We start from the raw sequence: 23,302 nt of genomic DNA, 5'->3' as shown, positions 1-23,302 counted from the left end.
GAGGCCGGAACGGACCGGCCGGCGATCACCGCGTTCCAGGAGCGCCGGGGCTCGCGCGCGGGGCCGCCACCGGGCGGGGACCGTCTCAGCGCCGGGGGGCCGGGTGCGGCTTGATCCAGCGGGTGGCCCACTGGGCGACCGCGACCAGCAGCAGGGCCCAGTAGCCGTACTTCGGCTCGATCGCGCCCACGGCGAAGGCGATGGCGAACGCCGCGCTGGTCAGTGCGGCGTTGAGCACCGCGTCGTCCCGCAGGGGCCCGGTCTCGCCGCGGATCTCGGCGCTGCGGTCGATGATCAGCACCATCGCGAGGTAGCACAGGCTGTTCGCCAGGATGGTGCCGATGTAGAACAGCACGACGAAGCGATGGGGCGCGAAGCCGCCGACGATCTCGGTGGGGAAGGGCAGCAGGACGATGGTGAAGATCCAGCCGAAGTTCAGGTACACCAGCGCGTCGGTGTAGCTCTCGACGTGCTCGAAGACCTGGTGGTGGGCCTGCCACAGGCGCGCGATGACCACGAAGCTCAGCACGAAGGTGTAGACCTTCACCTGGTTCTGGGTGAAGACCTCGGACGCCGGCACGCCCTCTCTGGCCAGCTCCGGCACCATCTCCGAGAGCGGCAGCACCAGCAGGGTCAGGGCGATGGCGGTCACGGCGTCGGTGAAGAACACCAGCCGCTCCGGTGACTTCGGCTTCGGCACGGCGCGATCCAACCACCCCGCGCCCCGGCCCCGATCCCGGGGTCGGTCGAGGAGGCCGGTTCGGCCCACCGGCGCCCGGTCGGGCCGTGGTGGGTGCGAACCGGAGGTGAGCGGGGCTCAGGGGTGCGGGGCCACCGGCCACATCTCGTCGTTCAGCAGGCGCTTGAGGATCTTCCCCGTGGCGTTGCGCGGCAGCTCCTTGACGAAGTACACGTCCCGGGGCACCGCGAAGCGCGCGAGCTTCTGGTGGATGTAGTGCCGCACGTCCTCCGCGTGCATCCGCGCACCCCGGCGAAGCACCACGTACGCGGCCAGCCGCTGCCCGTACTCGTCGTCGGGCACGCCCACCACGGCGGCGTCCGACACCCCCGGAAGGGCGACGAGCGCTTCTTCGACCGGGCGCGGGAACACGTTCTCCCCGCCCGAGACGATCATCTCGTCGGCGCGGCCGGTGATGAACAGGCGGCCGCCGGCGTCCTGGTAGCCCACGTCGCCGGTGGCCATCAGATCGCGGGCGCGCGGCACGCTGGCGCCGTTGGTGTAGCCGTCGAACAGCATGTCGTTGCCGACGAAGATCTGGCCCTCGTCGCCGGGCGGGACGAGCCTGCGGTCCTCGTCCAGCACGGCGATGCGGGTGCCCGGCGGGCAGCGGCCGGCGGTGGTCGGGGCGGCGCGCAGGTCGGCCGGGTCGGCGATGCTCGCCCAGGAGACCTCGGTGGAGCCGTAGAAGTTGTAGAGGATGTCGCCGAAGGTGTCCATGAACGTGGTCACGAACGCGCCCGGCAGGGCCGAGCCGCTGCTGGCCACGATCCGCAGCGAAGACAGGTCGTACCGGCTGCGCACGCGTTCGGGCAGGTCCTGGATGCGCTGGAGCATGATCGGCACGGCGAACAGCGCATCGCACCGGTGCTCGGCGATCATCTGCAGCGTGCGCTCGGCGTCGAACCGGCGGATCAGCGAGAGCTCCGCGCGCAGGGCCATGCCGACCTGCATCGCGGCCAGCCCCCAGCTGTGGAACAGCGGGGCCGCCACGGCGATCTTGTCCCGGGCGCGCAGCGGGATCCGGGACAGGATGGTGGCCGCGGTGCCCAGCCCCTTGGGCGTCGGGCGGCGCGCGCCCTTCGGCGCCCCGGTGGTGCCCGAGGTGAGCACGACGATCCGCCCGGGCCGCTCGCACGGCTTCGGCCGGTCCGAAGACGCTTCGCCGATCAGCTCCTCGACCGTGCGGTAGCCCTGGTCCGCGTCGTCCCAGGTGCTGATCCGCGGGAAGTCGCCGCGCACGTCGGCGATGGTGCGCGCGAACTCGTCGTCGGCCAGCACCGCGGCGGGACGGTGGCCGGCCAGCACGTCCTCGACGGCGCCGGGGGACAGTCCGGTGTTGAGCAGCAGGACGTCCGCGCCGAGCTTGCTGCAGCCGACGAAGGCCTCGACCATCGCCGCGTGGTTGCGGCACATCAGCGCCACCCGCCGGCCGGGCTCGACCCCGAGCTGGGCCAGCGCGTTGGCCAGCCGGTTGCTGCGCTCGTCGATCTCGCCGAAGGTGCGGGTGGTGCGCTCGTCGCGCACCGCGGCGTCGCCGGCCCCGCGCGCGGTGGCGGCCAGGTAGCCGCCGGCCACCGTCGCGCCCCACTGCGAGAACGAGCTGAGCTGCTTGACCATCCGGTCCGGCCGCCCGGCGGTGAGCACCCCGGCGCGCACCAGCACGTTCGCCGTGCGCAGCGCGGTGGTGCGGTCCGGCGGCGGCGGGTCGGCGGCTTCGCCGGAGAGCTGCTGGTCGATCCGCCGGGTCAGGTCGTTGAGCAGGGCTTTGACCGCGGAGCGGGAGAAGAGCTCCCGCCGTTCCGGTGGCAGCGAGGGCAGCATCAGGCGCAGCACGATCTCGGTGCGCCCGCCCTCGATCGGGCGCAGCTCGAAGGAGACCCAGGTGCGCTCGTCGGGCAGCCCGCACCAGACCACGTGCTCGTTCGGCCGGTACACCGCCGGGTGGATGGTGCCTTCGACGAGCGTCTCGCGGTCGGGCGCCAGCCGGATCAGGCAGCGCGGGCCCCGGCCGCGCGCGGCGGCCTCGGTCACCTCGCACCAGCTGATCGCCGGGACGAACCTCGGGTACAGCTCGGGCGAGCCGACGATCTGCCACACCTGGCCGGGCGGGTGCCCGGCCACCGCGCTCGCCTCGACTACATCGTCTCGCATGCGATCCGCCTCTAGTCGCCGCGCGCGTGGCTCCCCGGTTACCCACCGGACACGCGTTCAGGTCCGGGCGACGCTACCAGCAACCCGGCCGGCCCCGGTACTCCGGACGACGGCGGACTCCGGCTGGTGGGGATTTTCCGTCCACGCGTGAGCATTCCCTCCCGCCGGGTGTGCGTGCGCGCCCCGGGCCCCGGGCCGCGGGCGCCGGGGGGACCCATAATGTCCGGGTGGAGCAACTGGTCGAGGAGTACGGCCCCCGCTGGGCGCCCGGTCCCTACGAGCGCGGAACCGACGGCCCGCGGGTGATCGTGGTCGGGGTGGACACCTCGCCGACCGGCCTGCGCGCGGCGTCCTACGGGGCCGGGCTGGCGCGCCGGCAGAAGGCGCGGCTGGTGCTCGTGTACGTGGCGGCGCCGTCGATGTGGGTCGGGCTGGCCGCGGCCGCCGCGACCGACCTGCAGCAGCAGACCTTCGAAGAGGAGATCGAACAGCTGCGCTCGGAACTGCGCTACCGGGCCGACGAGCTGGGCGTGCCGATCACCTTCATGGTGCGCCGGGGCGAGGCCTTCCCCGAACTGCAGGCGGCGGCGACCGGGCTGAGCGCGGACATGGTCGTGGTGGGTGCTTCCGAGCAGGCCGGCCACCGGCTGGTCGGCTCGGTGGCCGCCCGGCTGGTCCGCGCCGCGACCTGGCCGGTGGTCGTCGTCCCCTGACCGCGGACCCCCCGGCCCTGGCGTTGACAGCCGTCCCACCAGCGGTGAGAGTGCTGAACCGGGGAAGATCCTGCAACCGGTTCGGAGGCGTCGGGTGGGCTCACAGGACGAGTTGGCGGCCGCGGCGGGGAAGCTGGGCGCGCTGGCCCGTGAGCACGCCGCGGAGACCGAGCGGCGGCGGGCGCTGGCCCCGGCCGTGCTCGCCGGGGCCCGCGCCTCGGGTCTGTTCCGCGCCGGCCTGCCCGCGGCGCTCGGGGGCACCGAGCCGTCCGCGGCGGCGATCCTGCGGGCGGCGGAGAAGGTGGCCGAGGGCGACGCCTCGGCCGGCTGGTGCGTGTCGATCGCCGCCACCAGCAGCCTGCTCGGCGCGTACCTGCCCGAGGCGGGCGGGCGCGAGGTGTTCGGCGACCCCGGTTCGGCCGCCGGTGGCGTCTGGGCCCCGCGCGGGAAGGCGGTGCCGGTCGAGGGCGGGGTCACGGTTTCCGGGCGCTGGTCGTTCTGCAGCGGGGTGCCGCACGCGGAGTGGGTCTTCCTGGGCTGCCTGCGCCGGGACCCGGACGGGCCGGTCGTCGCCGCGATCCCGACCGCCGAGCTGACCGTGCACGACACCTGGCACACCTCCGGGCTGCGCGGCACCGGCAGCCACGACACCAGCGCCGACGGGGTTTTCGTGCCCGCGCACCGGTTGATGTCCGTTGTGGACGGACCGCCGGCCGATTCCGGGGCGCTACACCGGTTTCCGCTGTTCGGCTTCTTCGCCGCCTCGATCGCCGCGGCCGCGCTCGGCAACGCCCGCGGCGCGATCACCGACCTCGCCGAGCTGGCCGGGGTGAAGAACCCGAGCGGCTCCCGTCGCACGCTGGCCGGGCGCTCGGCCACGCAGATCGCCGTCGCCGAGGCCGAGGCTTCGCTGCGCGCGGCCCGGGAGTTCTTCTACCGCGCCATCGACGACGCCTGGCAAGCGGCCGAGGCGTCCATTGTGACCGGTGAGGAGCTGCGGCTCGCGTTGCGGCTGGCCAGCACGCACGCCGTGCGCACCTCGGCCGACGTCGCGCGGGTGATGCACGACCTCGGCGGCGGCACGGCGATCTACGAGAGCTCGCCGTTGCAGCGCCGGTTCCGCGACGCGCACACGGCCACCGCGCACTTCCAGGTCAACCCCGCCACCTACGAGCTGGCCGGCCGCCTGCTGCTCGGGGTCCCGGTGGACACGTCGCAGCTGTGAACGGGACCGCACCGCCCGTTCGGACTGCCGCCAGGCAAGGAAGTCGGTTCCGCGCCTGAGAGCCTGCTTCGGGTGACGGCCCGACACGGCCCGAAGGGCGGCTCGATCGGAAACGCCGCCGGATCGCGGGACGCTTCACGGTCGACGCCATCGTCCCCGGCCGCGATCGAGCCTTCACCGGACGGCGACCTCCAACCCGGCCAGCCGGGCGGGGTCGGTGAAGATCTCGATCCCGGTGATCCGGCCCCCGTCGATCGCGAAGGTCATCGCGCCCGCCAGCCGCCCGAGCGGGGCGACCACGAGCCCCGGCCGGCCGTCGACCGTGGCCGCGCGGGCGAACTCGGCCCGTTCGGAGAATCGCCGCGCGCCGTTGGCCACCGATTCGGCGCCGCGGACCACGGCGCCGTCCGCGTGGAGCACGACGTCGGGGTCGAGCACGGCGATCAAGCCCGCGAAGTCGCCTTCGCGCGCGGCGGCGAGGAAGGCGTCGACCACCTGGTGACGGCGGATGAGTCCGGCGTCCGGCTTCGCCGCACCACCGCGGACACGGCGTCGCGCGCGGCTCGCGAGCTGGCGGGTGGCGGCCGGGGCCCGGTCCACGATCGGCGCGATCTCCTCGAACGGCAGCGCGAAGACGTCGTGCAGCACGAAGGCCAGCCGCTCGGCCGGTGAGAGGGTGTCGAGCACGACCAGCAACGCCAGCCCCACCGAATCGGCCAGCACGGCCTCGTCTTCGGGGCTGGGACCGGGAACGGGACCGCCCGCCGGGTCCGGCCAGGCCCCGCCCGCCGGCTCCTCGCGCCTCGACGCGCGCGAGCGCAGCACGTCCAGGCACACCCGGCTGACCACGGTGGTCAGCCAGCCGCCCAGGTTGTCCACGTCCGCGCCGGCGCGGCTGAACCGCAGCCAGGTCTCCTGGACGGCGTCGTCCGCCTCGGCCAGCGAGCCCAGCATCCGGTAGGCCACCGCCCGGAGGTGGGCGCGATGGGTTTCGAACCGCCGCGCCTCGTCCCGCAGGTCCACTGTGCTCCTCCGCTTCCCCGACGCTTCCCGAGTCGTCCCCACTCTGACGTTCGCGGGCCCGCGAACGTGACGCCCGCGCGCCCGTGGGACGGTGGGGGCCCCGCTGCCCGAAAGGCCCCCGTGCTGAATCCCGAGTCCGTCGTCGCGCGCCTGCGCGCGGCCGGCTGCGTCTTCGCCGAGGACGAGGCCCGGCTGCTCGGCGAAGCCGCGGTCACGGCCGGTGAGCTGGAGGCCATGGTCGAGCGGCGGGTGGCCGGCCTGCCGCTGGAGCACGTGCTCGGCTGGGCCGAGTTCGCCGGACGCCGGTTCGCGGTCGAGCCGGGGGTGTTCGTCCCGCGCCACCGCACCGAGCTGCTCGCCCGGCTGGCCACCGGCTTGGCCCGCCCCGGCGCCGTGGTCGTCGACCTGTGCTGCGGGTCCGGGGCGCTCGGCGCCGTCGTCGCCGCGGCCGTGCCGGTCGAGCTGCACGCCACCGACATCGAGCCCGCGGCGGTCCGCTGCGCCCGCCGGAACGTCCCCGGCCGGGTCTACGAGGGCGACCTCTACGCCCCGCTGCCGGACGCCCTGCGCGGGCGCGTCGACGTGCTGATCTCCAACGTCCCGTATGTACCGAGCGGTGAGGTCGCCCTGCTCCCGCCCGAGGCGCGCGAGCACGAGCCGCTGGTCGCGCTCGACGGCGGCGCCGACGGGCTCGACGTGCTGCGCCGCGTGGTCGCCGCGGCGCCCGGCTGGCTCGCCCCCGGCGGCCACGTGCTGTTCGAGACGAGCGAACGGCAGGCGGACCGCGCGGTGGCCGAGGCCGAACGCGCCGGGCTGCGCGCGCGGGTCGAGGGATCTGAGGGGTCCGAGGGGCTGGGCGCGACCGTGATCGTCGGCCGGCACCGCTGATCGGCGGCAAGTCGTTGCTGCACCAGGAGCAATCCCGGCTCCGGCGGTTCGGTGGACGACCGGGCGGGTATGTCGGCGTGGCTCGCGAGAGAAGGGACCTCGATGAAGGTTTACGCCGACCGCCCGGCCCGCCGCGCCGCCCAGCTCGTCGCCGACCTCTTCGCCCTCGGCCTCACCGCGTCCGCGATCTGGCTCGCCGTGCGGGTGCACACCGAGGTGATGCGGATGCGCGCCCCCGGCGACGGGCTGGTCGACGCGGGCTCCGGACTGCGTGGCACGTTCGACTCGGCCGCCGGGAAGGCCGGTGACCTCCCGCTGGTCGGCGGGGCGCTGGCCGGGGCGCTGCACACCGGCTCCGCCGCCGGCGCCGAGCTCGTCGACGCCGGGCAGTGGCAGATCAGCGCCGTGACCGACCTCGCGTGGTGGATGGCGGCGCTGGTGGTGGCGCTGCCCGTGGTGTTCCTGCTGGTCTCGTGGCTGCCGCTGCGCTGGCGGTTCGCGCGGGGCGCGACCGCGGCCGCCCGCCTGCGCCGCGAGGGCGAGGCCGGGCTGGACCTGCTCGCGTTGCGCGCCCTGGTCACCCGGCCGCTGCCGCGGGTGGCGAAGGCGGGGGAGCTGACCACCGGCTGGCGCGAGCACGATCCGGAGGTGATCCACCGGCTCGCGGGCTGGGAGCTGCGCCGGCACGGGCTGCGCTGAGAAGTCGATCACGACACGGATTCGTCCCGGCCTCGCACTGCACTCCCCGCGCCGCGCCCTCTAGGGTCGGGTCATGTTGGTCGGCCTGCTCACCCGCGAGTACCCACCGGACGTCTATGGGGGAGCGGGGGTGCACGTCGAGTTCCTCGCCCGCGAGCTGCGGTCGCTGGTCGAGCTCGACGTCCACTGCTGGGGCCCCGACCGCCCCGACGGCGCCCACGGGCACCGCGACGCGCACGGCTACGGCCAGCCCGCGTTCGCGACCCTCGACATCGCCGTCTCGATGGCCGACGCGCTGGAGGGCCACGACCTCGCGCACAGCCACACCTGGTACGCCAACCTCGGCGGCCACCTGGCGAAGCTCACCCACGGCATCCCGCACGTGATCACCGCGCACTCGCTGGAGCCGTTGCGGCCGTGGAAGGCCGAGCAGCTCGGCGGCGGCTACCGCGTCTCCTCCTGGATCGAACGCGACGCCTACGAGGCCGCCGACGCGATCATCGCGGTCAGCGGCGGGATGCGCGAGGACGTGCTGCGGGCGTACCCGGCGGTGGACCCGGGGCGGGTCCACGTGGTGCACAACGGCATCGACACCACGCTTTACCAGCCCGACCCGGACCAGGACGTGCTGCGCAAGCACGGCCTCGACCCGGACCGGCCCTACGCGCTGTTCGTCGGCCGGATCACCCGGCAGAAGGGCGTGCCGCACCTGGTCCGCGCCGGGTTCGAGCTGGACCCGGAGGTGCAGCTGGTGCTGTGCGCCGGCGGTGCCGACACCCCCGAACTGGACGCCGAGTTCCGCGGGCTGGTCGCCGAGCTGCAGGCCGAGCGGACCGGCGTGCACTGGATCCCGGAGATGCTGCCGCGCCCGGAGGTGGTCCAGCTGCTCACGCACGCGACGGTGTTCGTCTGCCCCTCGGTCTACGAACCGCTCGGCATCGTGAACCTCGAGGCCATGGCCTGTGGCACGGCCGTGGTGGCGAGCGACGTCGGGGGCATCCCCGAGGTGGTCCAGGACGGCGGCACCGGGCTGCTCGTGCACTACGACGAGGCCGAGCCCGCGGTCTTCGAGGCCGAGCTGGCCCGCCGCGTGAACGAGCTGGTCGCCGATCCGGACCGAGCCGCCGGGATGGGCGCGGCCGGGCGGGCGAGAACCGTGGAAGAGTTCGGCTGGGCCGCGATCGCCGCTCGGACGGTCGCGATCTACGAGGCGTGCGGGAGGGTTTCGTGATCGACGGATCCGATGTGCTGGGCATCGTCCTGGCGGGTGGCGAGGGCAAGCGGCTGATGCCGCTCACCGCCGACCGGGCCAAGCCCGCGGTGCCCTTCGGCGGGGTGCACCGGCTGATCGACTTCGTGCTCTCCAGCCTGGTGCACGGCGGCATCCGGCGGATCTGCGTGCTCACCCAGTACAAGTCGCACTCGCTCGACCGCCACATCAGCACCACCTGGCGGCTCTCGTCGCTGACCGGGGAGTACGTGACGCCGGTGCCCGCGCAGCAGCGGCTGGGCCCGCGCTGGTTCCAGGGCAGCGCCGACGCCATCCACCAGAGCCTGAACCTGGTCTACGACGAGCAGCCGGCCTACATCGCGGTGTTCGGCGCCGACAACATCTACCGGATGGACCCGCGGCAGATGATGGACGCGCACACCGCTTCGGGCGCGGGCGTCACCGTGGCCGGCATCCGGGTGCCGCGGGCCGAGGCCAGTGCGTTCGGCGTGATCCACACCGAGGACGGCACGCACATCGACGCGTTCCTGGAGAAGCCGGCGGACCCGCCGGGGCTGCCCGGCTCGCCCGACGAGTCCTACGTGTCGATGGGCAACTACGTGTTCACCACGCAGGTGCTGATCGACGCGCTGAAGGAGGACTCGAACAACGCCGGCTCGCAGCACGACATGGGCCGCGACATCATCCCGGCGCTGGTGGAAAAGGGCGAAGCGGCGGTCTACGACTTCAACGGCAACCAGGTGCCCGGCGAGACCGAGCGCGACCACGGCTACTGGCGCGACGTCGGCACCATCGACAGCTACTACGACGCCCACACCGATCTGATCTCCACGTACCCGATCTTCAACCTGTACAACCGGAAGTGGCCCATCCTGGCCCACCCGGGCCAGCGCGCGGCGGCGAAGTTCGTCGAAGGCGGCACGGCCAACCAGTCGATCATCAGCAACGGCTGCATCATCTCCGGCGCCCAGGTCGTCGACTCGGTGCTGTCCCCGGACGCCCTGGTGGAGAACGGCGCGGTGGTCCAGGGCTCGGTGCTGCTCGACGGCGCCCGCGTGGGCCGCGGCGCCGTGGTCCGCCGCGCCATCCTGGACAAGAACGTCGTGGTCCCGCCGGGCGCGCACATCGGCGTGGACCTGACCCGCGACCGCGAGCACTACCACGTCAGCCCGGGCGGGATCGTGGTGCTGGGCAAGGGAGAACGCGCGCTGTAGCACGGCTGCCGTCCTCCGTCGGGGCAGTGGGTCGCCAACTCGACGGCCCGGCCGTGAAGACGGCGGTGGGGCCGTGTCCCGTCCACTTCGGACGGGACACGGCCCCTAGGGCCGGCTTCGAGGGTCAGGACTTGCGGTGGCGCTTGGAGCTGTCGTCCTGGATGTCGAACTGCTCCTTGCGCACCTCGCCGGAGACGGTCTGGTCCTCGGTGACCGTCTCGGTGTTCAGCCGCACCCGCTCGACCGGGACGGTCTCCTTGTTCACCACGGCCCGTTCGGCGTGCAGGGTGATGTCCTGCTCCTGCTCGCCGAGCTTGCCGTCGGTGCGGGCGCGGCCGTCGGTGATCGGCTCGCGCTCGATCCGCACCTCCTCGTGGCTCACCGGAACCGTGACCTGCTGCTCCTCGGTGACCACGTACTTGCGCAGGCGCACGTGGCCCGCTTCGACCTGCTCGGTGCCGACCTTGAGCCGCTCCTCGGAGCGGATCATGCCCTCGTCACCGGTGCCCCGGGCGGCCTGCTCCCGCTCGCCGGCGCGGCCCGCCCGGTCACGGTCGCCGGTCATCCCGCGGGTCTCGGCCGTGCGCTCGCCCCGGCCCGGCGTCGGGCCGGAGGTGCCCCGGCCGCCGCTGGTGTCGGGAGCGGTGCGCGGCATCGGCAGTCCGTAGTGCCGGTACAGCTCGGCGCTCTCGCTGGAGGAGAGGTGACCGTCGGCGTCGATGCGCGGCGCGTCGGACACGAGGTCCTTCGCGACGTTCACGTGGACACCCTTGTCGTCCATGCTCGCGCCCGAAAGGGGGACGAAGCTCTCCTTGGTGCCGAACAGCCCGGTCTTGACCGTGATCCACTCGGGCTCACGCGTCGAGTCGGCGAGGTAGACGTTGCCCACCTTGCCGATCTTGTGACCCTCGGGGTCGACAACTTCGCTGTCCATCAGCTGCTGGGGTTGCAGGGTGCCGGCCATGGCTCTGACGTCCTTTCTCCATCGGTGGTGCGGATGCCCCTGGGGAGCAGGACCACAGTCGGACGCTCGGTTGATCACGGCAACTTTCCGGTGTACGCGAGGGTGACACTCGAAAGTGGAGGTTTGAGTCCGTCCATTCGGGTAACGCGCGCGCTCTGTGCCCCGCAGGGGCGGCCGAGGCCGAAATCGAGACTCACCCCCTTGGGTAGGCCTTGCGGGGAGCGGAGCCCGATGCCCGGGCTGGGCCGCCCGCGGCGGGAGGTTTGTGCAGGTCAGCGTGGTGGCGCCATTCCAGTGCGACCGAAAAGGGCGTGATGTCCGGTGCCAGTGGACGGAGCGGGGGAGCCCGGGCGCCACGGCCGAGCGGGCCTGGCCGGTGGCCGATGCGATCCGATACCAGGATACCTCGGGTGCTTTCGGATCCGGGCCGCTGCCGGACGAGCGGTCGGTCCGGGGCCGCGCGACCCGGGTCGTCCGGCGAACTCCGGTTCGCCCCCCGAATACTCCGATGGGCTGGCCCGGTACGGCTATTGCGTCCATTGAGGACACTTGCGGAAGGTCCACACGTGACGGAGCGCGGAACCGCCCGCCACCGCGTTCCGCCCGGCCGGTCCGCGGACCCCCCTGACGTAGGATGTCCGGGGCGTTGGCGGCGAACCGGGAACCAGCGGGGAGGGAAGTCTTGGCGCGGGCTCGAAACGGGGAAGAGATCACCCGGCGGAGCATCGAACGGGACCTGCCGCCGGATCCGCTGAGGCCCACCGGGCCGAGCCTGGTGGACGACCTCGGGGTGAGCCGCGATTCGGTGTGCGAGGCAGTCAAGCCGCCGCCGGGCTTCGTCGAGGTCCGCCAGGGGTACGGCCCGGCCGGTGACCCGCGATCCGGTGGTCCGCCCTCCTGCGAAGCGCCGATCCGAAGCGGGCGGGTCCGCGGTGCCAGGGCCACGGGCGGTCCCGGCCGGGTTCGCAATGCGCTGAAGCGGCGCGAGCCGATCGGCCGGGCCGGGGCGGTCAGGGCCCCGGCCGCCGCGAAGCACCACCAGGCGCTCGTCCATGCACCGGCTGACGACGCTCCACGAGCCGGGCATCGGCACTTCGGCGGGGTCGGTCACCAGGTCGGCGGCGGACCGTACGGCGGCTTCGGCGAGGCTCGTCCCGCCGCCGCGGAACCGGTGCCCGCGTGACCCCGGAGATCACCCTGCTGCCGCCTTCGGCCGCGGCGGACGAGGAGCTGGTCGGTGCCGTCACCGCACTGGTGAACCAGGTCTACGCGACGGCCGAGGCGGGTCTGTGGGCCGGTCCGGCCGACCGGACCTCGGCCGCGGAGATCGCCGGGCTGGTGCGGGCCGGGGAGATCGCCGTGACCCGCCTCGGCGGCCGGCTCGCCGGCAGCGTGCGGGTGCGCCGCCTGGCCGACGGTGCGGGGGAGTTCGGCCTGCTGGCCGCCGCCCCCGACGTGCGTGGCGCGGGAATCGGACGGGCGCTGGTGCGGTTCGCCGAAGGGCGGTGCCGGTCCGGCGGATGTGCCGAGATGCAGCTCGAACTGCTGGTGCCGCGCGGCTGGAAGCACCCGTCGAAGGAGTTCCTGGCCGGCTGGTACGGCCGCCTCGGCTATCGCGTGGTGCGGACCGCGAGCATCGGCCAGGCGTACCCGCACCTGGCTCCGCTGCTGGCCACGCCGTGCGATTTCCTGGTCTACCGCAAGGATCTCACCGCCGGATGAGCGGCGGCCCCCGCCGCTGCGGGATCGGGCGACGAGACCACCACCGCCGTCGGCTGACGCCGCTGCTTCGAGGGCACGTGCTCGCCGCCCGACCGTCCCTGCCCGCGAATGGGGCCCGGTCCTGTCGCCGTTGAAGGCGGCGGCCGCTCGGCCGAACGTGCGGTTCCGCCGGTCCGCTCCCGCCGGTGTCTGGTGCGAATTTTGACCAGGTGGTAGAAATCTGTCGCCGCCCCCTCGGCGGCCCATCGAGCAAGGGAGCGGGAATGGGCGAGGTCTCCGTGCAGCTGTATTCGGTCCGCGACGAGTTCGCGGCCGATCCGGCCGGCACCCTGCAGCGGCTGGCCGCCATCGGATTCACCCGGGTCGAGCCGTACGGCGTGGTCCAGAACGTCGAGGCGCTCACCGCCGGGCTGCCGGCCTGCGGGCTCACCGCGCCGACCGCGCACGCGCAGCTGATCGGGGTCGACCAGGCGGCCGTGTTCGGCGCGGCGAAGCAGCTCGGCATCGGCGTGGTGATCGATCCGCTGGTCAAGCCGGAGCAGTGGTCGGACCCGGCCGACATCGCCGCCACCGCCGCCGCGCTGAACGCGGCCGCGAAGCTCGCCGCGGAGCACGGGGTCACCGTCGGCTACCACAACCACTGGTGGGAGCTGGAGTCCCGGATCGGCGGGCGCAGCGCGTTCGAGGTGTTCGCCGAGCAGCTCGATCCGCAGGTCGTGCTCGAAGTCGACACCTACTGGGCCACCGCGGGCGGGGAGAACGCGGCGGAACTGCTGGGCCGGCTCGGCGATCGGGTGCGGGCCATCCACGTCAAGGACGGCGCGCTGGCCACCGACGCCTCCGGCCAGGTCCCGGCCGGCCAGGGCCGCGTGCCGCTCCCGGACGTGCTCGCCGCGGCGCCGGACGCCTTGCGCGTGGTGGAATTCGACCGCTACGACGGCGACATCTTCGAGGCCATCGCCGCCAGCTTCGCCTACCTCGCCGACACCGCGAAGTGAGCACCGGGCCGGTCGGTGTCGGCGTGATCGGCGCCGGCGTCATCAGTGACACCTACCTGGAGAACCTCACTGCGTTCCCCGACCTGCGGGTGCTCGCCGTGGCCGACCTCGACCTCGCGCGGGCGGCGGAGCAGGCGGAGAAACACGGTGTGCCGCAAGGGGGAACGGTCGGGGAGCTGCTCGCCGACCCGGAGATCGAGCTGGTGGTCAACCTGACCGTCCCGGCCGCGCACGTCGAGGTCGGCCTGGCTGCGCTCGGCTCGGGCAAGAGCGTGTGGGCGGAGAAGCCGCTCGCCCTCGACCGGGAGAGCGCGCGCAAGCTGCTCGATCGCGCGCGGGAGAAGGGATTGCGGGTCGCGAGCGCGCCGGACACCGTGCTCGGCGCCGGTCTGCAGACGGCCCGGCGCGCGGTCGACGCCGGGCGGATCGGCGAGCCGCGCACGGCGCTGGCGCTGTTCCAGACCCCCGGGCCGGAGAGCTGGCACCCGGCGCCGGAGTTCCTGTTCCGGGCCGGCGGCGGGCCGCTGCTGGACATGGGCCCGTACTACCTGACCACGCTGATCCAGTTGCTCGGCCCGATCGCCCGGGTGACCGGCGCCGGGGGGCGGGGGCGCGCGACCCGCGTGATCGGCTCCGGCCCCCGCGCGGGCACCGAGTTCCCGGTGAGCGTGCCGACCACGGTCACCGCACTGGTCGAGTTCACCCGCGGCGGCAGCGCGCAGGTAGTGCTGAGCTTCGACTCGGCCCTGACCCGCACCGGTTTCGTCGAAGTCTCGGGCTCGCTGGGCACGGCCGTGCTGCCGGACCCGAACCGGTTCGACGGGGGCACCCGGCTGCACGCGTTCGGCGCGCCGGAGCCGGAGGAGCTGGCCGCGTCCGGACCGGCGGCGGCCCGGGGCACCGGCGCGCTGGAGCTGGCGCGCGCGATCCGGGCCGGCGTGCCCGAGCGGGCTTCCGGCGAACTGGCCTACCACGTGCTGGACGCGATGCTGGCCGTCGACGAGTCGATCACCTGGGGCCGGACGGTGGAGGTGGAGAGCACGGTGGAGGTCCCGCCCGCGCTGCCCGAAGCCTGGGACCCGTATACGGCCACGCTCTGAACCGGGGTGCCCGGCGCGGCTCACGGGCCGCGCCGGGGCGCTCAGCCCAGCGGAACGGTGAGCAGGGTTTGCAGGTAGAAGCGCAGGGAGCCGACGAGGTCGACGCGGGCGGGGTCGGTGAGCCACTGCACCTGGAGCCCGTCCATCAGCGCGATGAACGTCAGCGCCGCGTACTCCGGGTCGGTGCCCTCACGCAGTTCGCCGCTCGCCGACAGCACCCGGAACGACTCGACCACGCTTTCGCGGGCCTGCTCGTAGTGGCGCTCGAAGTAGTCGTGGGCCGGGTGGCCGGGCGCGACCGCCTCGGCCGCCAGGCGCGAGTACAGCTCGACGATGCCGGGATGGCGCACGTTGTGCCCGGCCAGCGCGACGAAGTGGCGGAGCACTTCGAGACCCGGCGGCCCGGTGAGCTGCTCACGCTCGGAGTCCTCGGCGTCGCGGCGCACCAGCACGGCGGCGAGCAGCGCCTCCTTGGTGGGGAAGTGGTACAGCAGCCCGGCGTGGCTGATGCCGGCCCGCTTGGCGATCTCGCGCAGCGACGAACCGTGGTAGCCGGCCTCACCGTATACGGTGGCCGCCGCCGAAATGATGTCCTCACGGCGGATGCGCCCCTTGAGGTAGCCCCCGGTCACGGGGCGGCGGTCGGTTCGGCAGCGTGCACCCGGCCATCATGCCGCACTGGGAAAACGAACATCAATAGTGATTGTTCGAACAATCCAGTTGTCGGAAACCTCGGGTTCCGTGGCATCATCGAAGGACCCCACCCCGGAGGAACCACCCATCATGGACACTCGCCCCCCACCTGCCGTCCGGCCGCGCGCCGCCCGCGTCGCGACCTGGGCCTTCTTCGCCCTCAACGGGTTCGCGGTCGGGATGTGGGTGGTGCACATCCCGGTGGTGGAGCGGTCCACCGGCATCTCGCACAGCACCCTGGGCGCGCTGCTGCTGGTGCTGGGCGCGGCGGCGTTCGCCGGGATGCAGGTGACCGGCCGGCTCGTGGACCGGTTCGGCCACCGGCGGGTGCTGCCGGCGGCCGGGGTGCTGCTCGGGCTCGCGGTGACCGGGCCCGGGCTGGCGGGCACCTGGTGGTCGCTCGGGCTGACGCTGGTGGTGTTCGGCTTCGGCAACGGCTCGATCGACGTCGCGATGAACTCCCACGCGGTGGTCGTCGAGCGCGCGTACCCGCGGCCGATCATGGCCTCGTTCCACGCCATGTGGTCGATCGGCGGGGCGATCGCGGCGTTCGCGGGCGCGGCGGTGCTGCGCGCGGGCATCCCGACCGCGGCCGCGCTGGGCGGCACCGGGGCGTTCTGCGTGGTCTCCTCCCTGGTGGCCGGGCGGTTCCTGATGGACCCGGCCCCGGAGCCGGATTCCGGCGCCCCGGCGGACCCGGCCGGGCGGACCCGCCCGCCGATGCGCCTGGTCTGGCTGCTCGGCGGGCTGGCCTTCGCGCTGATGCTGGCCGAGGGGGTCGCGAACGACTGGGCGGCGCTGCACCTGCAGGACGTGCTGGGCACCTCCGCGGCCACCGCCGCGCTGGGCTACGGCTCGTTCGCCGTCGCGATGACGGTGGGCCGCTTCGCGACCGACCGGGTGGCCGCGCTGGCCGGCCCGGCCGCGGTCGTCCGGTACGGCTCGGCCCTGGCGGCGCTGGGCCTCGCCACGGCTTCGCTCTCGCCGTGGGTGCCGCTCGCCCTGGTGGGCTGGGCGCTGTTCGGACTGGGCCTCTCCGGTGGCGTGCCCCAGCTGTTCACCGCGGCGGGCAACCTGGACCCCCGCGCGTCCGGTGCCCTGATGGCCAAGGTGGTCGGCCTGGGGTACGTCGGCCTGCTGGCCGGGCCCGCGCTGATCGGCGGGCTGACCCGGTGGATGCCGCTGAACGTCGCTTTCGCGGTGCCGTTCGTGCTCTGCGGGCTGGCGGTGGTGTTCGCCCCGGTGCTCTCCCCGCGGCGCGAGCCGGTCGAGGCGGCCTGAACCGGCCGCTCAGTCCCGATCCGCTCGGTGGTGATCTTCCCGAGGATCACCCCACTGGGCCGTCACCCACCAGCGCGGCCCTGGCTGCCCGCACACCATTCCTCCCCGGGGCTTTTCCCGGCGTGCCGCCCTTTTCCCGGTCCCAAGCCGGGATGACCGCCGTCGCCGGACGGCTGAGCCTTCCCTCCCGTGTGGACAGTGGCCGGAGAAACGAAGGAGGGGACCGGGGTTCGCGGGCGGACCGGGCCGGTGAGTCCGGGCGGAGGAAATCCCCGCGGCCGGGAAGAGCCGGCAGTAGAGTGCGGGCATGAGCGCGTTCGGGGTCTGTCTGTGGGTGTTCGCGGGAACCTGCGCCGGCTGCTGGCTGCTCTCGGTGATCACGCGGGAGTACTCGTGGGTGGACCGGATCTGGTCGCTGGTGCCGGTGGCCTACGTCGCGATCTTCGCCGGCGCCGCCGGGTTCGCCGACGCGCGGCTGAACGTGATGCTTGCGCTCGTGGCGCTGTGGGGCGCGCGGCTGACGTTCAACTTCGCCCGCAAGGGCGGCTACGCCCGCGGCGGCGAGGACTACCGCTGGGCGGTACTGCGGGCGAAGATGCGGCCCGGGCTGTTCCAGTTGTTCAACCTGTTCTTCATCACGATCTACCAGAACGTGATCCTGCTGCTGATCGCCCTGCCCGCCTGGACCGCGCTGGAGCACCGCACCCCGCTCGGCGCCGGGGACGTCGCCGCCGCGGTGCTCGGGCTGGCTTTCCTGGCCGGGGAGACCGTGGCGGACCAGCAGCAGTGGAACTTCCACCGGTGGAAGGCGCGCGAGCAGCAGGCCGGCCGCACCCCCGAGCCGCGCTTCCTGCAGCGCGGACTGTTCCGCTTCTCCCGGCACCCGAACTTCTTCTTCGAACAGGCGCAGTGGTGGATGGTGTTCCTGCTGGGCGCCTTCGCCGCGGCCGCGGTCACCTGGACCATCGCCGGCGCGGTGCTGCTGACGCTGCTGTTCATCGGCTCGACGGTGTTCACCGAAAGCATCACGCGTGGTCGTTACCCGGAATACGCGCAGTACCAGCGGCGGACCTCGCCGATCGTGCCCTGGTGGCCGCGGCGGGCCGCCGGGCGGGCCTGAGCCGGACGGCCCGCGGCCCGGGCCCGCGCGGTACTCGCGCCGGGCCCGGGCCGGGGACCGGAAGCCTCAGGCGTGACGCGGCTTGAGCTCCGCCATCTCGCCGAACTCCTCGCCCGGCACCTGGACGTTGATGATCCGCGGCGTGGCCGAGATGTGGTCCGGCAGCGTGGCCATCGCGGTCTTGAAGTGCTCCGAGTTCACGTGCGCCACGGCGGCGTCCTGGTCGCGGAAGGCCTCCAGCACGACCCATTCGTTCGGGTCGTCGGCGCTGCGCGACCAGTCGAAGAACAGGTTGCCCGGCTCCCCGCGGGTCCCGGCCGTGAAGTCCGCGACGATCGAGAGCCAGTCATCGCTCTCGTCCGGCAGCACGGGGAACTTGACGACGATGAAGATCACGGTTGCGAGTCCTTTCGCGGGGCGGGGTTCGGCCACCCCCATCCTCCACCGGAGGCCGGGGCCCCGCGATCGGGCCCGCTCAGCGGTCGTAGTAGGACGACGGCGGATCGTTCCACTGCCGGGTCGGCGCGTCGGCGGCCGGGCGCTCGCGGCGCTTGCGCTGGTGCAGCGTGCGGGCGCTGGCGGCCATGCTGCTCACCACCATGGCGATGACCAGCCCGATCACCAGGTTGATCACGGCGGTGGCGATCTTGGCGCTGGGCTCGACCGTGAGGGTCAGCGGCAGCACGACGGCGATCGCCGTCACCAGCACCATGATCCAGCCGAAGAACTGCGCCGGTGCGGGGGTCGCGACGCTGAGCAGGTGCATCAGCCCGGTGGCCAGCAGCGCGACCACGGCGGCGACGATCGCGTACGTGGTGGTGCTCGCGTTGCCCCAGATGCCCGCCCCCTTCGGCGCGAGCACCGGCACCCCGAAGATGCCGCGGGCGATCAGCAGGCCGACGATCGCGACCAGCGCGGCCACCACCGCCGTCGCGACACCACCGGCCCACAAGCGGGCGGCGTCCACCCCGGGGCGGACTTCGCGGTCGTAACCGCCGTTCTGCGGGTACTGGGCCATCAGAAGTCCCTCCGTCGCGCGAGTCTCACCCGCCGATTGTCCCGCTATCCGGCCTCGGGCGCTCGTTCCGCGGCCACCGGGGCCGCCAGCCGTCGCAGCCGCAGTCCCAGCACGATCAGCATGACCCCGTACAGCAGCGCGTAAACCCCGATCAGCACGGCAATTCCGAACGCGCCGGCGATCGGGTGCACCAGCACCAGCACCCCGGCCACCACGCTCAGCACCCCGGCGACGATCAGGAACGCCTCACCGGTGATCTGCCGGCGCAGCCGCACCGCCGCGACGATCTCCGCGACGCCGGTGACCACCGCCCACGCCCCCACCAGCGTGGTCAGCACGACCACGGTCGCGCCCGGCCACACCAGCGCGAGCACCCCGGCCAGCACCCCGAGCACCCCGAGCAGCGCGTACGCGGCTCGCTGCGCGCCGTCGCCCGGCCGGAACGCCTGCACGATCGCGCTGACGCCGTCGAACAGCGCGTACACGCCGAAGACGATGGCCAGCGCCAGCACGGTGACCCCGGGCCAGACCAGGGTGAGGATGCCGAAGAGCACCGCGAAGACCCCGCGGGCGACGACCAACGGCCAGACCCGGCGGGGGTCGGCGACGACTGAGGCGGCGACGAACGAGGACATGCGTGGCTCCCGGGAAGACGACTAAGACCTGCGGAAACGCTAGCAGCGCCGGGTGGGCGAAGCACGGCTCCGGCGTTCACCCGATCGGTCTCCGCCGGATCCGCGCGATGGGGGAGGGAACCGCGGCCGGCGCCGGGAACCTGGGCGCGGCCGGCCCGGTCTCCGGAAGACCCTCCGGCCGGAAGACCGGTGGACCGGCGAAAAAAAGCCGGGCCGCCGGTCCACAAGGGACCGACGGCCCGGCCGTCCGGAACGGGGCTCAGCCGATCTGGTAGCTGTACGGCAGGGTCGCGAGGACCTCGCCGGTGCCTTCCTGCGGCAGGCCGGTCGCGCCGGTCGGCAGGCTGGGCACGGTCACCAGGTTCAGGTGACCGGTCACCGTCGCGCCGGGCCGGGCGGAGGGCTTGATGGTCACCGAGACGGTGGCCGTCTGGCCCGGCTTCACGATCTGCGGGGTGCCGCCGGTGCCGTTCGGGTCCACCGACTGGTCGTAGGGGTCACCGGTGGACGAGGTCACGGCCGCGTCGAAGCCCGCGGTCTGGATCGAGGCGGTGTAGGAGGAGTGCCCGGCCGGGGCGCCCGACGGGCCGAACGGCCCGATCTCCTGCACGTCGGCGAACCAGATGCCCTTCGTGACGTAGCCCTGCTTTTCACCGATCGTCGCGACGGAGACCGTGCTGCCCGACTGGGCCGCCTTCAGGTCGCCGAGCACGTCGATACCGGCCGCCGAGCCTTGGATCTCCACCTGGGCCGGGACGGTCGAGGAGGTGGCTACGGTGAACTTGCTGGTGTCCGGCGGGATCGAGTACACCGGGGCGTTGACGTTCAGCTCCGGCAGGTCCACCTCGGTCGAGCCGCCGACCGGCTGCGGCTGCAGCGTCCGGCGGCCGTTGGTGCGGGCGTCCACGCCGATGGCGATCGGCTCGATCCCGTTGTTGCGCACCGTCACCGGAACGGTCACGGCCTGGCCGGCGGCCAGCTTCTTCGCCGCCGAGTTCGGCAGCGCCGGGGCGCTGACCGACACCTGGTCGAAGCCGACCGTGCCGGTGAACGGCTGCTCGATCTGCTTGCCGGTCACCGGGTTCTGCACCACGACCACGAAGTGCCAGCGGCCCGGCAGCGGGTTCGCGTCGGTGAGCTGGAGGCCGGTGCCCTGCGCCACGGTGGTCGGCGAGTTCAGCGAAGCGTTGCTGTTCACGTCGGCCAGTTCGCCGTTCGGGTCGACCAGCACGCCGTCGACCAGCGTGCCCGCGTCCTGCAGCTTGACCGCGACGTCCAGGTCCTTCTTGCCCTTCGGCACGTCGAACTCGTAGCTGAAGGTCTGCGCCGGCGACTGGGCCCGCGCGTTGCCGCCGGTGATCGTGCCGCCGAAGGTGCCCGGGCCGTTCTTGGTCGGGATCAGCGAGCGCAGCACCGCGGACAGCGTGGTCTGGTGCCCGTCGGAGCTGCCGAAGGTCACCGAGTAGTCCGCGTCGCCGCCGGTGGCCGGGGTGGTCAGCGAGACCTTGACCGGCTTGGTCTGGCCCGGGTTCAGGCTCAGGATCTGCGGCGAGGCCTGGCCGTAGGGCACGGCCCGCTGCGTGTCGGTGCGCAACTGGACGTCACCGGTGTAGCCGGCGGCGCCGGAGACGGAGTAGAGCACCGCGGTCCAGGTGCCGGCGGCCGGGTGGGTGACGTCCACGTTGGCGTAGTTCGCCGTGGCCGCGCCGCCCTGCGGGCGGCTGTTGGCCACGTAGGTGCCGTCCGGCGCGATCAGGGTCAGCCGCACCACCGGGGTGACCGACTGGCCGTTGACCTTCTTCGGGCTGCCCTGCCAGGCCATCCGCGCCAGCAGCCGCTGCGCGCCCGAGGCCACGGGGAACGTGACCTTCTTGTACGCCCAGTTCGCGCCGTTGAAGTACGGGAAGGTCGGCAGCGTGGCCGAGTCGAACGCGGTGGTCTGCGTCTGCGAGGACTGCGGCACGAAGGTGCGGGTGCCGGTGCTCACCGTCAGCGGCTTGCTGCCGACGTTGCTCACCTTCACCGTGGCGTTCTGCGTGCTGCCCGGGGCGCCGTCCAGGGTGAGCTGGTCGGTCGAGAGCGCGATGTTCGAAGCCACGCCGGCCGGGGCGCCGGTGGTGCCGGGCGAGGTCAGGGCCGCCTCGACGGCCGCGCGGGCGTCGAGCAGGCCGGAGCCCTGCTCGTCGGCGGGCAGGCCGAGGTCGCGGGTCGTGCCGGTGATGAACTGCTTGACCTGCGCGGGCGACGGGGAGGCGCCGTGGTGCGTGCCGCGGTAGCCCTGGATGACCAGCGCGGCCACGCCGGCGGTCAGCGGGGCGGCTTCACTGGTGCCGCCGAAGGACTCGAGGTCGGTCGGCTGCGGCACGGTCTTGAAGTTCCGGCATTCGGAGTAGGCCGGCGCGCAGTCGGCCCAGTTGCCCTCACCGGGCGCGACCAGGTCGATCGTGCGGCCGTTCTGCGTGATGCCCGAGGAGGACAGCGCGGAGATGTTGTCGCTGATCCACTTGCCGTTCGAGAACGGGAAGGCGCCGTAGGTGGTCTGCGCGTACAGCCGGTTGTCGGTGGTCGCGCCGGCCGAGATCACCAGCGGGTCGGTGGCCGGGCTGCCGATGGTCGAGGTGATGCCCGCGTCGCCGCTGGAGGCGGTGACGGTGACGCCCGCGGCGACGGCCTGGTCGTTGAACACCTGGAACAGGTTGCGGGAGCTGGCGTCCGGGTACTGGTTGAGGCCCAGCGACTCGTTGATCACGTCGACGTGGTCGACGGTCACCGCGTAGTCGATCGCCTGCAGCACCGCGGAGTTCGTGGCGGTGGAGCCGAACACGTTGAGCCCGACCAGGCTCGCGCCGGGCGAGACGCCCTTGACCACGATGTTGCAGCCCGCGGGCAGCGGGTGGTTCTCGTTCACGAACTTCGACAGGTCGTGCACGACCACGCCCTGCGCGGCGATCGACGAGGCGTCGCCGAAGGCCTCCGCGCCGGACTCGGTGGTGTTCGGGCCGTCCCCGGAGAAGTCCTGGAAGTCGGAGAACACGTGGGAACCGTCGGGGCGGATGAAGTCCGCGTAGTTCGGGTCCATGTTGTCGGCGAGGAACGCGACCTTGACCCCCGAGCCGTCCGCCAGCTGCGAAGCGCTCTTGGAGCCGTCGGTGCTGTAGGCGTGGATCGAGGTCAGCGCTTCGGGCTCCAGCAGCGGCTTGGCCGGGTCGGACGGGCAGATCGTGCCGGGCGCCGGGGTGCCCGGCTGGCCCTGGGACTGGGGGGCCTTGGGCTCGGCGCCGGGCGCGGGGACGGCGTCGGGCAGCGTCACCTTGCTGTCCGGCAGCACCTGGGCCACGGCCGGGTCCTGGGCCAGCTGGGCGGCCTGGGCCGCGGTGACCGTGGCGGAGAACGCGTTGCCGAGCGCGAAGTGCTTCACCTTGCTGGGGGCCGCGCCGCCGAGCTTGGCGAGCACGGACTCCTGCTGCTGGGTGGCCTCGGTGCGCCGGGTGCCGGCCGTCGCCTTGGTGGGCGGTGCGTCGGGGAGCTGGTTGTTGAGGACCACGATCACCGACTGCGGTGCGGCATCGGCCGCGGTGGCACCGGGCGCGGCGGCGGCGGCCTGACCGGTGGCCAGCTGCAAGCTGGCCAGGGCCAAACCGCCCGTCGCGGCTATGACGAGGGCGCGAACGGATCGCGAGGAACGCCGCATGTGCAGCTCCCACTTCCTTCTCGGAGGGTTTGAAAGTTTCTGTCCCCGACGAAATCGGGCGCGGTTGTACGCGTCTGATTTCCCTGTGGGAGAACTATTTCCAAAGCCTCGTCGATCCACAAGAGACATTAGTGGTAAAGAATTCCGACAAAAACGACCGAATTCGGCTTCGACCGGCCGGGGGAGTCCTGTTT

General features: G+C 73.1%; 21 protein-coding genes. 12 read left to right on the top strand and 9 right to left on the bottom strand.

Annotation, left to right across the window (positions count from 1 at the left end; translation table 11 throughout):
* Nucleotides 1-85: 85 nt before the first annotated feature.
* Nucleotides 86-700, bottom strand: a complete 615-nt coding sequence (locus NYF13_RS23135; protein ID WP_315659602.1) for a TMEM175 family protein — start codon at nt 698-700, stop codon at nt 86-88.
* Nucleotides 701-817: 117 nt separating this feature from the next.
* Entirely contained in the window at nt 818-2,893 is a 2,076-nt protein-coding gene (locus NYF13_RS23130) for an AMP-binding protein (RefSeq protein WP_315659601.1), read from the bottom strand.
* 227 nt (nt 2,894-3,120) lie between these two features.
* On the opposite strand from NYF13_RS23130, the gene NYF13_RS23125 reads away from it, so the two are divergent.
* Both NYF13_RS23125 and NYF13_RS23120 read left to right on the top strand, forming a co-directional pair.
* Complete coding sequence (locus NYF13_RS23125) at nt 3,121-3,606, top strand: universal stress protein (RefSeq protein ID WP_315659600.1); 486 nt, start codon at nt 3,121-3,123, stop codon at nt 3,604-3,606.
* Nucleotides 3,607-3,700: 94 nt separating this feature from the next.
* Nucleotides 3,701-4,831: an acyl-CoA dehydrogenase family protein gene (locus NYF13_RS23120; RefSeq protein ID WP_315659599.1), complete on the top strand. Its 1,131-nt coding sequence runs from the start codon at nt 3,701-3,703 to the stop codon at nt 4,829-4,831.
* Nucleotides 4,832-5,005: 174 nt separating this feature from the next.
* Here the strand turns inward: NYF13_RS23120 and NYF13_RS23115 are convergent, their stop codons facing one another.
* Nucleotides 5,006-5,848 carry a sigma-70 family RNA polymerase sigma factor gene (locus tag NYF13_RS23115; protein WP_315660393.1) on the bottom strand — a complete coding sequence of 281 codons (843 nt, stop codon included), beginning with the start codon at nt 5,846-5,848 and terminating at the stop codon, nt 5,006-5,008.
* A gap of 129 nt (nt 5,849-5,977) precedes the next feature.
* Between NYF13_RS23115 and NYF13_RS23110 the strand changes: the two genes are divergently transcribed.
* The 4 genes from NYF13_RS23110 (at nt 5,978) to glgC (ending at nt 9,886) form a co-directional block, all read left to right on the top strand.
* A complete protein-coding gene (locus NYF13_RS23110) occupies nt 5,978-6,742 on the top strand; it encodes a putative protein N(5)-glutamine methyltransferase (RefSeq protein ID WP_315660392.1) in 765 nt (254 codons plus the stop codon).
* A gap of 102 nt (nt 6,743-6,844) precedes the next feature.
* Nucleotides 6,845-7,441, top strand: a complete 597-nt coding sequence (locus NYF13_RS23105) for a hypothetical protein (RefSeq protein WP_315659598.1) — start codon at nt 6,845-6,847, stop codon at nt 7,439-7,441.
* A 73-nt stretch (nt 7,442-7,514) separates the two neighbouring features.
* Nucleotides 7,515-8,672: a glycogen synthase gene (gene glgA / locus NYF13_RS23100; RefSeq protein ID WP_315659597.1), complete on the top strand. Its 1,158-nt coding sequence runs from the start codon at nt 7,515-7,517 to the stop codon at nt 8,670-8,672.
* On the top strand, nt 8,669-9,886 hold the full coding sequence (gene glgC, locus NYF13_RS23095) for a glucose-1-phosphate adenylyltransferase (RefSeq protein ID WP_315659595.1): 1,218 nt from the start codon (nt 8,669-8,671) through the stop codon (nt 9,884-9,886). Before glgA ends, glgC begins: the two co-directional genes overlap by 4 nt.
* A 124-nt stretch (nt 9,887-10,010) precedes the next feature.
* On the opposite strand, the gene NYF13_RS23090 is transcribed toward glgC, so the two are convergent.
* Complete coding sequence (locus tag NYF13_RS23090; RefSeq protein ID WP_315659594.1) at nt 10,011-10,850, bottom strand: PRC and DUF2382 domain-containing protein; 840 nt, start codon at nt 10,848-10,850, stop codon at nt 10,011-10,013.
* Between the two features lie 682 nt (nt 10,851-11,532).
* On the opposite strand from NYF13_RS23090, the gene NYF13_RS23085 reads away from it, so the two are divergent.
* The 4 genes from NYF13_RS23085 to NYF13_RS23070 all read left to right on the top strand — a co-directional run bounded on the left by NYF13_RS23085 (nt 11,533) and on the right by NYF13_RS23070 (nt 14,670).
* Nucleotides 11,533-12,033, top strand: a complete 501-nt coding sequence (locus NYF13_RS23085; protein ID WP_315659592.1) for a hypothetical protein — start codon at nt 11,533-11,535, stop codon at nt 12,031-12,033.
* Nucleotides 12,030-12,572 (top strand): GNAT family N-acetyltransferase, encoded by a 543-nt coding sequence (locus NYF13_RS23080; protein ID WP_315659590.1) that lies wholly within the window; start codon nt 12,030-12,032, stop codon nt 12,570-12,572. Before NYF13_RS23085 ends, NYF13_RS23080 begins: the two co-directional genes overlap by 4 nt.
* 263 nt (nt 12,573-12,835) lie before the next feature.
* Nucleotides 12,836-13,570, top strand: coding sequence for a TIM barrel protein (locus tag NYF13_RS23075; RefSeq protein ID WP_315659589.1), 735 nt, complete (start codon nt 12,836-12,838; stop codon nt 13,568-13,570).
* The gene (locus NYF13_RS23070; protein WP_315659587.1) at nt 13,567-14,670 is read left to right on the top strand and encodes a Gfo/Idh/MocA family oxidoreductase; all 1,104 of its coding nucleotides are present in this window, start codon (nt 13,567-13,569) and stop codon (nt 14,668-14,670) included. The genes NYF13_RS23075 and NYF13_RS23070 overlap by 4 nt, the downstream gene beginning before the upstream one ends.
* A 41-nt stretch (nt 14,671-14,711) precedes the next feature.
* On the opposite strand, the gene NYF13_RS23065 is transcribed toward NYF13_RS23070, so the two are convergent.
* On the bottom strand, nt 14,712-15,302 hold the full coding sequence (locus NYF13_RS23065; protein ID WP_315659584.1) for a TetR/AcrR family transcriptional regulator: 591 nt from the start codon (nt 15,300-15,302) through the stop codon (nt 14,712-14,714).
* 151 nt (nt 15,303-15,453) lie between these two features.
* Between NYF13_RS23065 and NYF13_RS23060 the strand changes: the two genes are divergently transcribed.
* Both NYF13_RS23060 and NYF13_RS23055 read left to right on the top strand, forming a co-directional pair.
* Nucleotides 15,454-16,644, top strand: coding sequence for an MFS transporter (locus NYF13_RS23060; RefSeq protein WP_315659582.1), 1,191 nt, complete (start codon nt 15,454-15,456; stop codon nt 16,642-16,644).
* Nucleotides 16,645-16,951: 307 nt separating this feature from the next.
* Nucleotides 16,952-17,764: a DUF1295 domain-containing protein gene (locus tag NYF13_RS23055; RefSeq protein ID WP_315659580.1), complete on the top strand. Its 813-nt coding sequence runs from the start codon at nt 16,952-16,954 to the stop codon at nt 17,762-17,764.
* A 66-nt stretch (nt 17,765-17,830) separates the two neighbouring features.
* Here the strand turns inward: NYF13_RS23055 and NYF13_RS23050 are convergent, their stop codons facing one another.
* The 4 genes from NYF13_RS23050 to NYF13_RS23035 form a co-directional block, all read right to left on the bottom strand.
* Nucleotides 17,831-18,160, bottom strand: a complete 330-nt coding sequence (locus NYF13_RS23050) for a putative quinol monooxygenase (RefSeq protein ID WP_315659578.1) — start codon at nt 18,158-18,160, stop codon at nt 17,831-17,833.
* Nucleotides 18,161-18,239: 79 nt separating this feature from the next.
* Nucleotides 18,240-18,782, bottom strand: a complete 543-nt coding sequence (locus tag NYF13_RS23045) for a DUF6069 family protein (protein ID WP_315659576.1) — start codon at nt 18,780-18,782, stop codon at nt 18,240-18,242.
* 44 nt (nt 18,783-18,826) lie between these two features.
* Entirely contained in the window at nt 18,827-19,417 is a 591-nt protein-coding gene (locus tag NYF13_RS23040) for an HdeD family acid-resistance protein (RefSeq protein ID WP_315659574.1), read from the bottom strand.
* A gap of 259 nt (nt 19,418-19,676) precedes the next feature.
* Complete coding sequence (locus NYF13_RS23035; protein ID WP_315659572.1) at nt 19,677-23,039, bottom strand: S8 family serine peptidase; 3,363 nt, start codon at nt 23,037-23,039, stop codon at nt 19,677-19,679.
* Nucleotides 23,040-23,302: the final 263 nt, after the last annotated feature.

It is taken from the genome of Amycolatopsis sp. PS_44_ISF1 (genome assembly GCF_032335455.1).
GTDB lineage: Bacteria > Actinomycetota > Actinomycetes > Mycobacteriales > Pseudonocardiaceae > Amycolatopsis.
Note: the sequence above shows the minus strand (reverse complement) of the source record. Positions and strands in the feature narration are given on the sequence as shown.